This window comes from Streptosporangium vulgare (assembly GCF_042428775.1).
In the GTDB taxonomy this organism is placed as follows: Bacteria; Actinomycetota; Actinomycetes; order Streptosporangiales; family Streptosporangiaceae; genus Streptosporangium; species Streptosporangium vulgare.
Genome location: NZ_JBHMBS010000032.1, coordinates 78022 through 89667 on the forward strand (window position 1 = coordinate 78022; position 11646 = coordinate 89667).

Annotated in this window: 11 protein-coding genes; 5 read left to right on the top strand and 6 right to left on the bottom strand. The window is 71.5% G+C overall.

Annotated elements, in window-relative coordinates; all coding sequences use genetic code 11:
- Window positions 1–64: 64 nt before the first annotated feature.
- Complete coding sequence (locus ACFFRH_RS38415; protein WP_344748970.1) at window positions 65–2512, top strand: M14 family zinc carboxypeptidase; 2448 nt, start codon at window positions 65–67, stop codon at window positions 2510–2512.
- A 260-nt stretch (window positions 2513–2772) separates the two neighbouring features.
- Here the strand turns inward: ACFFRH_RS38415 and ACFFRH_RS38420 are convergent, their stop codons facing one another.
- From ACFFRH_RS38420 to ACFFRH_RS38440, 5 genes are all read right to left on the bottom strand, one after another.
- Complete coding sequence (locus ACFFRH_RS38420) at window positions 2773–3273, bottom strand: GNAT family N-acetyltransferase (RefSeq protein WP_344748971.1); 501 nt, start codon at window positions 3271–3273, stop codon at window positions 2773–2775.
- Between the two features lie 119 nt (window positions 3274–3392).
- Complete coding sequence (locus ACFFRH_RS38425; protein WP_386162420.1) at window positions 3393–3986, bottom strand: bifunctional 4-hydroxy-2-oxoglutarate aldolase/2-dehydro-3-deoxy-phosphogluconate aldolase; 594 nt, start codon at window positions 3984–3986, stop codon at window positions 3393–3395.
- Window positions 3983–4951, bottom strand: a complete 969-nt coding sequence (locus ACFFRH_RS38430) for a sugar kinase (protein ID WP_386162422.1) — start codon at window positions 4949–4951, stop codon at window positions 3983–3985. The genes ACFFRH_RS38425 and ACFFRH_RS38430 overlap by 4 nt, the downstream gene beginning before the upstream one ends.
- Window positions 4952–5074: 123 nt before the next feature.
- Window positions 5075–6220, bottom strand: coding sequence for a galactonate dehydratase (dgoD, locus tag ACFFRH_RS38435; RefSeq protein WP_344747228.1), 1146 nt, complete (start codon window positions 6218–6220; stop codon window positions 5075–5077).
- Window positions 6220–7092: a FadR/GntR family transcriptional regulator gene (locus ACFFRH_RS38440; protein ID WP_344747227.1), complete on the bottom strand. Its 873-nt coding sequence runs from the start codon at window positions 7090–7092 to the stop codon at window positions 6220–6222. The genes dgoD and ACFFRH_RS38440 overlap by 1 nt, the downstream gene beginning before the upstream one ends.
- A gap of 483 nt (window positions 7093–7575) precedes the next feature.
- On the opposite strand from ACFFRH_RS38440, the gene ACFFRH_RS38445 reads away from it, so the two are divergent.
- The 3 genes from ACFFRH_RS38445 to ACFFRH_RS38455 are packed head-to-tail and all read left to right on the top strand — an operon-like array spanning window position 7576 to window position 10638.
- Entirely contained in the window at window positions 7576–8895 is a 1320-nt protein-coding gene (locus tag ACFFRH_RS38445) for an ABC transporter substrate-binding protein (RefSeq protein WP_344747225.1), read from the top strand.
- A gap of 58 nt (window positions 8896–8953) precedes the next feature.
- Window positions 8954–9817, top strand: a complete 864-nt coding sequence (locus tag ACFFRH_RS38450; RefSeq protein WP_386162425.1) for a carbohydrate ABC transporter permease — start codon at window positions 8954–8956, stop codon at window positions 9815–9817.
- A complete protein-coding gene (locus ACFFRH_RS38455) occupies window positions 9814–10638 on the top strand; it encodes a carbohydrate ABC transporter permease (protein WP_386162427.1) in 825 nt (274 codons plus the stop codon). Before ACFFRH_RS38450 ends, ACFFRH_RS38455 begins: the two co-directional genes overlap by 4 nt.
- Before the next feature lie 108 nt (window positions 10639–10746).
- On the opposite strand, the gene ACFFRH_RS38460 is transcribed toward ACFFRH_RS38455, so the two are convergent.
- Window positions 10747–11259: a response regulator transcription factor gene (locus ACFFRH_RS38460; RefSeq protein WP_386162428.1), complete on the bottom strand. Its 513-nt coding sequence runs from the start codon at window positions 11257–11259 to the stop codon at window positions 10747–10749.
- A gap of 91 nt (window positions 11260–11350) precedes the next feature.
- On the opposite strand from ACFFRH_RS38460, the gene ACFFRH_RS38465 reads away from it, so the two are divergent.
- Window positions 11351–11635, top strand: coding sequence for a hypothetical protein (locus ACFFRH_RS38465; protein ID WP_344747222.1), 285 nt, complete (start codon window positions 11351–11353; stop codon window positions 11633–11635).
- Window positions 11636–11646: the final 11 nt, after the last annotated feature.

Genomic DNA, 11646 nt, shown 5'->3' on the forward strand with positions numbered 1-11646 from the left:
CGACAGCGCACGTGTTTCCGGGTGATCAGCGACCTGGGACGTGCGCCAACTGGAGGAATCTTTCATGAGGAGCCCCCTCACCGGCAGGAGGGCCGCTCGTGCCGCGGTCGTGCTCGCCCTGCCTCTCGCCCTCAGCCTCAGCTCGATGCCCGTTCTCGCCGACCCGTCCCCGCCGGTCGGCGAGGTCGTTCCCGACCGGCAGTCCACCACCGAGCAGAACGGCGTGGCGCTGCTGCGCGTCATCGTCCCCGACCAGGCGGCCGTCGACCGGCTCAACTCCCTGGACGTCGACCTCGCGGAGTACAAGAAGTCCGTCGAAGGCGGCATCGAGGTCCACGCCGTGCTGAGCCCCCCGGAGGCCCAGAGGCTGCGTGACCTCGGCTTCGACGTACGCGGAGCCATCTCCGACCAGAGCGACGTCGCGGAGAACAAGGCGGAGCGGCGGGAGGCGCTCAAGGAGGCCGCGGAGGCGGCGGCGGAGGTCGACACGCTGACCCCGCTCCGCGCCGAGTGGTTCACCAGCCTCGACGACCAGCGCTTCCTGTCGGTGGAGGTGAAGTCGAGCGCCGTCGACGCGGAGACCGTGCTCACCGCCGCCTGGGACAGCGGCAAGGACACCGCCCCCGACTCGGGCGGCACCACGACGATGTCGCGCTTCACCGACGCCGGCCAGTACATGTACCACCGGTTCAGCGCACCGCTCTCCCTCACCGCGATCCCGGGCAAGGTCACGATCACGAGCAGCCGCGGCGGCTCGGTCACGGTCCCGGTGACCAAGTGGCTGGGATCCCCGCGCAAGGCGCCGAAGCCCCACTACGTCGCCGACTTCGTCGACCGCTACATGGACCCCACCGAGCTCACCGGCCGGATCACCGCCCTCGCCGCGGAGTTCCCGAAGATCAGCCAGATCGTCGACCTGCCCCACAGGACGAACGGCTACCGCCGGGCGGCGCAGGCGCAGTTCGGCACGGTCGCGGCGAGCACTTTCTACGTCAGCTCGAAGGCGTACGGGCACGAGGGCGGCAACGACATCAGCCTCGCCCTGGTGAGGCCCGACGCGGCCTCCAGCCCGCTGGGCGTCTCCGTGAGCGGCAAGGACGTCGTGGTCAACCTCGGCACGGACGCGTCCTCCGCGATCAGCAGCACCGCGCTCCAGGTGGTCGAGGCGCTCAACGGCGACACCGCGGCGTCGGCCCTGCTGACCGCGGCCACCTACCGGGGCAACGCCGGTGGCGGTCTCGTCGCCGCGGCCGTGGCGACGAAGCTGACCGACAACCTGAAGGCGCCGGCGACCGTCTCGCGTGACCCGTTCCAGATGAAGGCGCTGCGCATCGGCAAGAAGCGCGACGGGTCGAAGACCGGTGTGTTCCTCTACTGCCAGGAGCACGCCCGCGAATGGGTGACCCCGCTGGTCTGCCTGGAGACCGCCGAACGGCTCCTGCGCAACTACGCCCGCGACAGCCGGACCAGGAAACTCGTCGACGACCTCGACATCTTCATCCTGCCCACGTCCAACCCCGACGGCGGGCACTACAGCATGTACGACTACAACATGCAGCGCCGCAACCTGACCAACCACTGCCCGGCCAACGCGGCCGACCCGGCGCGGCGCAACTCCTGGGGCGTGGACCTGAACCGCAACTTCTCGGTCGGTTCCGTCTTCGACGGCTACAGCGGCGCCTCGACCACCTGCACCAGCGACACCTTCGCGGGCCCGGCCGAGCTGTCGGAGCCGGAGGCGCGCAACGAGGTCTGGCTCACCACCCAGTACCCGAACATCAGGTTCGCGATGAACACGCACTCCTACGGCGGCTACTTCATGTGGCCTCCGGGCGCGTACAAGGCCGCCGGGCGCGAGCTGCTGCCGCGGGTCGACTACGGCACGGAGAACTTCTTCTGGGACGCCTCCGACCACATCCTCTCCGCGGTCCAGTCGTGGCGCGGTACGGGGATCTGGCCGGGTCGCACCGGTCCGGTGCCGGACGTGCTGTACTCCGCGGCCGGCAACAGCGCCGACGAGCACTGGTACAACCGGGGCATCATCGGCTGGGACTTCGAGGTCGGCGCGGACGTCTACGACCCGGCGACCAAGCAGTTCCGGGCGGTCGGCTTCCAGCCGGACTTCGCGGAGGGACACGGGGAGGCGATGGAGTTCGCCAGCGGCCAGATCGGCATCCTGGAGATCGCCAGGTCCTTCGCCGACGACAGGGACCGTCCCAGGTCGGAGCTGAAGAGGACCGGCTGGACCCCCACCTCGTCCACGTTCACCTTCGCGACCGACGAGCCCGCCAACGTGTACTACACGCTGGACGGCAGCCGCCCCACGCTGAGCTCCACCAAGCTCGTCGCCGCGGGGATGCGCGAGGGCGCGCGGCAGATCACGGTCACCAAGAACACCGAGGTGCGCTGGTTCGCCGTCGACATCGCCGGGAACGTCGAGAACGGCTACCGGCCGGACGGTCACGGCGACAACTACCGCAAGGAGAAGGTGAAGATCACCAAGGCTCCCTGATCGTCTCCCGGAACTCCGGAACCCCGGAACCCCGGGACTCCGCGCGTTCCCGCGCGTTCCCGCGAGGCCGCACGTCAGCACGTCAGCGCGTCAGCGCGGCCGCCGGTCCACCGACCGGCGGCCGCCGCCCCGGGCGGGTCGGCGGGCGGGCGGACGCGGTCGCGGGCGCCGGCCTGCACGGCGTGCCCCGGCCCGCCGACGGCCGGTCCGGAGCACCTGTCACCGCCCCGCCCGGGTCATGTCCGCCGCCCGAGGGCACCTCACCCACCCGCGGGAAGCACGTCCGGCAGCAGGGCCCACTCCTCCCAGGAGACATCCCTGCCCGGCCAGCGCACCGAGGAGTACGGCCACGCCTCGTCCAGCCAGGCGCGGACCACCGGCTCCAGCTCCTCCTCCAGACCGGTGCCCTCCTCGTCGGCGCGTACCCAGAACGACACGTCCGCGTCGGCCCCGCGCTTCTCCGGAGGGTCGACGTAGACGCACCCGAGCAGGCGGGACCCGTCGGGACTCACCACCGCGTAGTTGAACGACCTGCGCAGCAGGGCCTCCTTCTGGTGCCAGGCCAGGTCGATCAGGTTGTCCTCCAGCGTCATGTCGCCGGGCGGCCAGCCCCACAGGGGGAAGCGCTCCCGCAGCCGGGCCGCGCTGCTCATCACGGCGTCGAAGTCGCGCACCGCGTCGTGGATCGTGATGGGCCGGATGTGGAACCTCTCGTGCTCCACACCGGCGGGGATCTCATGGGGCCTCGGTAGGAACGGCATGCGGACCATACTGGCAGGCCCGCCTTGGCGCCCGCTGAACGCCCGCTTGCCCGAACGCTTCCGCTCCCCGCCGCGTACGGTCCGTCGCGTACGGTGCCGTCACCGCGGGGTTCGCCCGATCACCCCGTGCCGCCGAGTTCGGTCAGGAGGCCGGCCAGCTCGGCGGTGCTCGCCCGGGTGAGGGCGTCGCCCATGCCGACGGCGATCGCGCCCGCGCGGATCCACTCCGGCGCGTCCCGCACGCTCACCCCGCCCGTCGGCATGAAGGGCACCTGGTCGAGGGCGCGGCACAGGTCGCCGAAGGCGGCCAGCCCGATCCCGGACGCCGGGTAGAGCTTGACGACGTCCGCGCCGAAGCTCATCGCGGTCAGCGCCTCGGTGGGGGTGAAGGCCCCGGGCATGGCGGCGGCCCCGCCGGCGTGCGCGGCCTCGATGACGGCGCGGTCGACGTTGGGCGCGACGACGAAGCGGGCACCGGCCTCGATCGCCGCCTCCGCCGCCCGCGCGGTGAGCACGGTACCGGCGCCCACCACGGCGTCCGGCCACGTGCCGGCCAGCTCGCGGATGAGCCCCAGCGCGCCGGGGGTGGTCATGGTGACCTCGATGAGCCTCACACCCGCGGCCAGCACCTCGGTCGCGGCGGCGCGCGCCTCGTCCTCGTCCGGCTTGCGGATGATCGCTACCAGCCGATGGGACCTGACCAGGTCGATCATCGATCGAATCCTTCCTGTCCTGAAACGAAAGCCTCGTACTCGTGCAGACGGGGGAACCCCTCGTAGTCGCCCCGGTGGGCCACCACCTGGGCGGCGGTCCACGACCCGGTCCGCAGGGCGTCGGCGAAGGACCGGCCCCCCAGCAGCTCGAACAGGTAGCCCGCGGTGAACGCGTCCCCCGCCCCGACGGTGTCGACGACGGCCGGGGCGGGGTGGGCGGGCAGGTCGATCGGCTCGCCGCCCCGCTCGACGGCGACGCATCCGCGCTCGCCGCGACGGATCACGACCCGGGGGATGCCGAGGCCGGCCAGCGCGCTCAGCGCGTCCGCGCAGGTGGCGGTCCCGCTGATGGCGAGGGCCTCGTCCTCGCCGAGGAGCAGGTCGTCGACGTCCGGCAGCAGCGTGCGGCAGGCCGCCGCGGCCTCTTCGAGGGTCCACAGCTTGCGGCGGATGTTCGGGTCGAAGCTCACCGGAACCCCGTGGTCGCGGGCCAGGCCGACGAGGGCGCGCACGGCCTCGGCGGGGCCCTCGCCGAGGGCGAGCGTGACGCCCGTGACGTGCACGCGGCGGGCTTCCGCGACGAGGTCGCCCGGCACGTCGGCGCCGGTCAGCTCGGTCGCGGCGGATCCGGCCCGGTAGTAGTAGACGTTCGTGAGATGCGGGCCGAGCACCTCCTTGACCATCATCCCCGTCGGGGACCCGCCCGTCCTCACGTGACCGACGTCCACGCCCTCGCCGCGCAGGGTGCGGTGGACCTCCACGCCGAAGGGGTCGGGACCGACCCGGGAGATCATCGCGGGCCGCGCGCCGAGCCTGGCCAGGCCGATGGCGACGTTCGCCTCCGCCCCGGCTATCGACTTGGCCAGGCAGGACGCGCTGTCGAGGCGCTGCCCCTGCACGTACAGACTGACGAGCGTCTCTCCGAGGGTGAGGACGTCGGATCCCTGAATGTCAGGCGTTCGCACGGCATTCGTCCTTGTGGTCCGTGTGGTCCATGGGGTCGGTGTGATCCTTGTGGTCGGTGTGGGACGTGGAGGGGTGAGTCGCCGGCCCACCGGTCCGGAGGCGGGTACGGCGGCGCCGGCCGGTCACCATTCGGCGAAGGAGCCGTCGTCGTGGTGCCAGACCGGGTTGCGCCAGGCGTGGCCGGTGCGGTCGGCGCGGCGGACCGCCTCCTCGTCCACGGTGATGCCCAGGCCGGGGGCGTCCATCCGGCGCAGGTGCCCGTCGACGAAGCGGAACGGCTCGGGGTCGACGACGTAGTCGAGGAGGTCCGCCTCCTCGTTGTAGTGGATGCCGACGCTCTGTTCCTGGATGAGGAAGTTGGGCGTGGCGAAGGCGACCTGCGCGCTCGCGGCCAGGGCGATCGGGCCGAGCGGGCAGTGCGGCGCGAGAAGGGCCCCGTAGGTCTCGGCGAGGGCCGCGATGCGGCGTACCTCGGAGATGCCGCCCGCGTGGGAGAGGTCCGGCTGCACCACGGCGACACCGGCCCGCAGCGGTCCGAGGAACTCGGCGCGGCCGTAGAGCCGCTCGCCGGTGGCGATCGGGATCGGCGAGCAGGTGACGACGTCGTGCAGGGCGTGGCCCTGCTCGGGAAGCAGCGGCTCCTCCGCGAACAGCGGCCGCAGCGCCGCGAGCTCGGGGAGGATGCGGCGGACCGCCGCCGCGCCCGCCCGGCCGTGGAAGTCGACGGCCACGTCGCGGTGGTCGCCGAGCACCTCCCTGGCGGCGGCGAGCCGTCGCACCACGTCGTCGATCTCGGCCGGGGTGGGCAGGGGGGAGAGGCGGCCGCCGGCGTTCATCTTGACCGCGGTGAAACCGGCCTCGACCTGGGCGGCGACCTCCGCGGCCACCTCGCCGGGCTCGTCGCCGCCCACCCAGGAGTACACCCGGACGCGGTCGCGCACCGGGCCGCCGAGCAGCGCGTGGACAGGGGCGCCGTACGCCTGCCCCGCGATGTCCCACAGCGCCTGGTCGAGGCCCGCGACGGCGCTGGAGAGCACCGGGCCGCCCCGGTAGAAGCCGCCCTTGGTGAGCACCTGCCAGTGGTGCTCGATCCGCAGGGGGTCCTCGCCGACGAGGTATCCGGCGAGGACCTCCACCGCCGCCCGCACCACCTCGGCACGGCCCTCGACGACCGGCTCGCCCCAGCCGACGATGCCCTCGTCGGTCTCCACGCGGCAGAAGAGCCAGCGCGGCGGGACGAGGAAGGTCTCGACTCGCTCGATCTTCACTACCGCTCTTCCCTCACGTTCTTCGAGTGCTTCGGTGACGTCGAGTCCTTCGGCGGCGTCCGCGCGGAGGCCGGGGGCTTGGGGTCCTCGGGATCCTCCGGGTTCCCCGGGGCCCCCGGGGGACCCGGGGGCCTCGCCGTTCTTCCCCCGGCTCTTCCCCCGGACGGCTCCTCCTGTGACCGGCGGACCCTGGCCACGTCGTGCACGGCCTTGGCGAGCAGCCCCCGCATGGCGCGTTCGGCGGCGTCAGGATCGCGGTCGTGGATCGCCTCGACCACCGCCCGGTGGCTGGGCACCGGGTCGTCGTGGTGCTCGCCCCCGTGCACGAGGAGGTCCCGTTCGGCGAGGCCGGTCTCGATGACGATCTCCATCCGCTCCAGCAGCTCGTTGTGCGTGGCGGCGAGCAGTGCGCGGTGGAAGAGCAGGTCGGCGGCGACGGCCGCGACGGGGTCGCCGTCGGCGGCGGCCATCGCGTCGAGCGCCGCGTCGAGGGCGGCGAGGTCCGCCTCCGTGGCCCTGTCGGCGGCCAGCCGGGCGGCGGCGGGCTCCACGATGGTGCGTACCTCGTGCAGCTCGTCCAGCAGCCGGGGGTCGGTGTGCTCGTCGAACTGCCAGCGGATCACATCGCCGTCGAGCAGGTTCCAGTCGGTGCGCGGCCGTACGAAGGTGCCGCGCCGCTGCCGGGCGTCGACGATGCCCTTGGCGGAGAGCACCTTGAGTGCCTCGCGCAGTGCGGTCAGGCTCACACCCAGCTCCTCCTGCAGAGCCACGATGTTGAGCGTCTCGCCCTCGGCGATCCCGCCGCTGAGGATTCGCCGTGCGACGATCTCGACGGTCTGCCCGTGGACGCCGCGATGTGCGTACCGTGCCAAGGTTTTCGCGCCTTCCCTGTTGGTGATCGCAGTTGGTGATCGATGTCTCAGGCCGAGGCTTTCACCGCGGTCCGGCCGCCGTCCACAACGGGACCGGCGCCGGTCGCGGAGGCCCCGCCTGAGCCGTCGCCGACCACGGACGGTGATCGGCCGCCGTTGGGGCGGGTGCCGTCCGCGAGGTCCGTCGCGGCACCGGCGTCCGGTGTGCCCGGCGGCACCGCGGCGGCATCCCGGTGGCTCCGCCGACGGCGAGACGCCGGGCGTCCGCCGCTCCGATCCCCGGCCCGGCCCTCGTGACCAGTGCGATCTTCCCCGGCAGCCGGTTCATGATCAATCTCCTGTCGTTCCGCCGGTCTCGGTTAAATCATTAATTATGAAATATATTGACAGTCGATGAGGACCGATGCAACCTTCTGCTCACGACGTTCACATGACCGACACAAAGCGATGTCACGTAACGTGTCGATGAAGGAGGGAACACCCTTGAGCGACTTCGACTCCGGTCGCCGCCGGTTCCTCGGGCAGATGGGGCTCGCCGGGCTGGGCGCACTCGGTGTCGCCGGGCTGGCGAGCGGCTGTGCCACCTCGGCGACGAAGCCCGCCGCGACGGCCGCCGCCACCTCGTCCGGCGCCGCCCCGGCCGGGCCGGTCACCCTCCAGTCCAACCTGTCCTCGCCGCAGGCCAAGGCGGCGATGCAGAAGATCGTCGACAGGTTCAACGCGCTGGGCAAGGGGACGGCGACGCTCAACACGGTCGCCTCCGAGACCTACCGCACCCAGCTGCCGACCTACCTCACCTCGGCGAACCCGCCCGACCTCTACACCTGGTACGCGGGCTCGGTCGCCGACAACTACGCCGACAAGGACCTGCTGCTCGACGTGTCCGACGTGTGGGCCTCGATGGGCGACTACCCCGCGACGCTGCGCGAGCTGTCCACCGACGGCGAGGGCAAGCAGATCTTCGTGCCGATGAACAACTACTGGTGGGGCTTCTTCTACCGCAAGTCCAACTTCGCCAAGTGGGGCGTTCAGGAGCCGAAGACCTGGGCCGAGTTCCTCACCCTGTGCGAGACGCTGAAGGGCAAGGGGATCCCGCCGATCGGCATCGGCCTGGGCGACACCCCGTGGGTGGCCTCCATCTGGTTCGACTACCTCAACGTCCGGATCAACGGGGCCGATTTCCACCGCGAGCTGCTCGCGGGCGAGCAGCGCTTCGACGACCCCAAGGTGAAGGCCGTCTTCGCCAAGTGGCGCGAGGTGCTCCCCTACTTCGACCCGAAGGGCAAGGCCTACCCGTTCCAGGAGGCGACCACCGCCCTGCTCGGGGGCAAGACGGGGATGTTCCTCATCGGCACCTTCTTCGCCGACGCCGCTCCCAAGGACGCCCTCGGCGACCTCGACTTCTTCCGGTTCCCCATCATCGATCCCGCGGTGCCGATCGTCGAGGAGGCGCCGACCGACGGCTTCTTCGCCAGCGCGAAGTCGGCGAACCCGGCCGGGGCCAAGGCCCTGCTCACCTACCTGGCCTCGGCAGAGGCGCAGGAGCTCTACATCGCGAGCAGCTCGGGCATCGTGCTCCCCGCCAACCCCAAGGCCAAGGCGGCCGACTCGCCGCTGGTCGCCAAGGGCAAGGCGATGCTGGACGAGGCCGCGGACCTCACCCAGTTCTTCAACCGCGACTCCAGCGACGCCCTGCAGCCGACCGCCGACACGGCGCTGACCAAGTTCATGGACAGGCCCGACGAGATCGACACCATCCTGAGCGAATGGCAGACAGCCGCGCAGAAGGTCTTCAAGGGCTGACGTGACGGCCACTCCCTTGCCAACGACCCCCGTGAGACCGGCGAACCGGCGGCGACCGGTGCGGAACCTGTCGCCGCTGCTCGCGGTGTTCGTCCTGGTGCCCTTCGTGGTGGAGAGCGTCTGGGTCTTCTGGCCCGCGGCGCAGGGTCTCTACCTGTCGCTGACGCGCTGGGACGGGCTCACCCCGCCCGAGTTCGTCGGCCTGGCCAACTTCGCCGAGCTCGCCGGCGACCCGATCTTCCGGGGCGCGCTCGGCAACACCGTGCTGTGGCTGGTGCTCTTCGGCGGGCTCTCGGTGCTCGGCGGCTTCGGCATGGCGCTGCTGCTGCGGCGCGACCGGCGGGGCGTCGGCCTCTACCGGGCGGCGCTGTTCACCCCGGTCGTCTTCTCGCTGGTCGTGACCGCGCTGGTGTGGCGGGTCTTCTACCAGCCGGACGGGCTGGCCGACCAGGTCCTCACCGCGGTCGGGCTGGAGCACCTGAGCCGCCCCTGGCTCGCCGACCCCGACACCGCCCTCTACGCGGTGATCCTGCCCGCCCTGTGGCGGCAGATCGGTTACGTCATGGTGCTCTACCTGGCCGGTCTCAAGGCGATCGACCCGGCCCTGTACGAGGCGGCCAAGGTGGACGGGGCCGGGGGCTGGCAGCGGCTCAGGAACGTCACCCTCCCGCAGCTGCGCGGGGTCAACGCGGTCGTGCTCTCGGTGATCGTCATCGACTCGCTGCGCTCCTTCGACATCGTCTGGGCGCTCACCAGGGGCGGGCCGTACCACTCGTCCGAGTTGCTGAGCACCTACATGTACTCGGCGGCGTTCCAGAGCCTGCGCCTCGGATACGGATCGGCCATCGCGGTGGTCATCTTCGCGCTCGCGCTCGTCGTGATCCTCGGTTATCTGGTCCGTGCCTTCCGGGAGGAATCATGACAAGAGGACTCCGAACCGGGGCCTTCCACGGGAGCATGGCGCTGCTGTCGCTGCTCTGGCTGTCACCGATCATCTGGGTGGTGCTCACCTCGCTGCGCACCTTCGACGACGTCGCCGCCAACGGCGTGGGCAGCCTGCCCCGCTCGTTCACGTTCGACACCTACCGCCAGGCGTGGAGCGACGGCGGCCAGCTCCAGTCGCTCGTCAACAGCTTCCTGGTGACCGTGCCCGCGGTGGCGCTGAGCCTGCTGCTCGCGGCGATGGCGGCGTTCGCGCTGAGCCGCTACCGCGTCCCGTTCCGCCGGACGCTGCTGCTGGTCATGCTCGCGGGCAACCTGCTGCCGCCGCAGATCCTGCTCATCCCGGTCTCCAAGTTCGCCGAACTCACCGGCACCTACGACACGCTCGCCGCGCTGGTCGCCGTCCACGTCGCGTTCGGCCTCGGCTTCTACACCTTCGTCCTGCACGGTTTCATGCGGGAGCTGCCCGGCGCGATCCAGGAGGCGGCCACCATCGACGGCGCGGGTGTCGCGCAGGTCTTCTGGCGCATCGTGCTGCCGCTGACCAGGCCCGCCCTGGCCGCGCTCGGCGCGCTCTCCTTCACCTGGATCTTCAACGACCTGCTGTGGGCGATCACCGTGCTGCGTACGGACACCAAGATGCCGGTCACCCCCGCGCTGCTCGGGCTGCAGGGCCAGTTCGTCTCCTCCTGGAACGTCATCGCGGCGGGCACGATCATCGCCGCCGTGCCGACACTCCTGGTGTTCCTGCGGTTCCAGCGGCACTTCATCTCGGGCCTCGCGATCGGGGCGGTCAAGTGACGCGGCGGGTGCTCCGCGGCGTCACGGCGAAGGCCACCACGGCGAGGTGAGCGGTCGCCCCGGCGCCCGACCCGAGCCCGTGCTCGTACCTGAGCCCGCGCCCGTGCCCTACTTCGGCGGGTCGTTCCGCCGCAGGTAGGCGAGCACGGCCTGGACCCGCCGGTGGTAGTCGGACGCGGGCGGCAGGTCGAGCCTGACGAACACGTGCCGGATGTGCGCCTCGACCGTCCGCGGCGCCAGATGGAGCCGCTCGCTGATGGCCTGGTTGGACAGCCCCTCGGCCATCAGCCCCAGGATCTCCAGCTCGCGGGCGCTGAGGAACCCGGTCCTGTCGGACCGGCGGGCGAGCATCGTGGCGACCACCTCGGGATCGACCACGCAGCCACCCGCGTGCACGCGGCGCAGGGCCTCGACGAACGCGTCGACCCCGGCGATCCGGTCCTTCAGCAGGTAACCGACCCCGCGCGGCTCCCCGTCGAGCAGGGTGAACAGGTAGCGCGTCTCCAGATGCGCCGACAGCATCAGCACGCCGATGCCCGGACGCGCGCGACGCAGGTCGAGCGCGGCGCGGAGCCCCTCGGTCCGGAAGCCCGGCGGCATCCGTACGTCGATCACGGCCACGTCCGGGGCGTGTTCGGCCGTCGTCGCTGACCGACACCGCCAGCACGCCGTCCGCGTACCGTACGCCGATCCGGACGAGCCCGGCCTCGGGGTGCTTCAACGCGTTGGTCAGCGCCTCGGCCACCACGAAGTACGCGGCGGACTCGACAAGGTGCTGTTCCGGTACGACCCCGGCACCCAGTGGGACCTGTCGGGCAGGGCGACCAGGGCGACCACCGGAACGCTGGTCCCGGGGCGGACCTACGTGTTCAAGGTGAAGGGCTCCTGGTCCGGCGGCATCACCGGGAGCCGCTACCGAATGCGGGCCAGTGCTCCGGCCTTCAGGCCGGGGGTGAAGGCCCGCGCGGGAGGGCCGCTAGGCCCGAGCGTGCCCTAACTCGGCCGGTT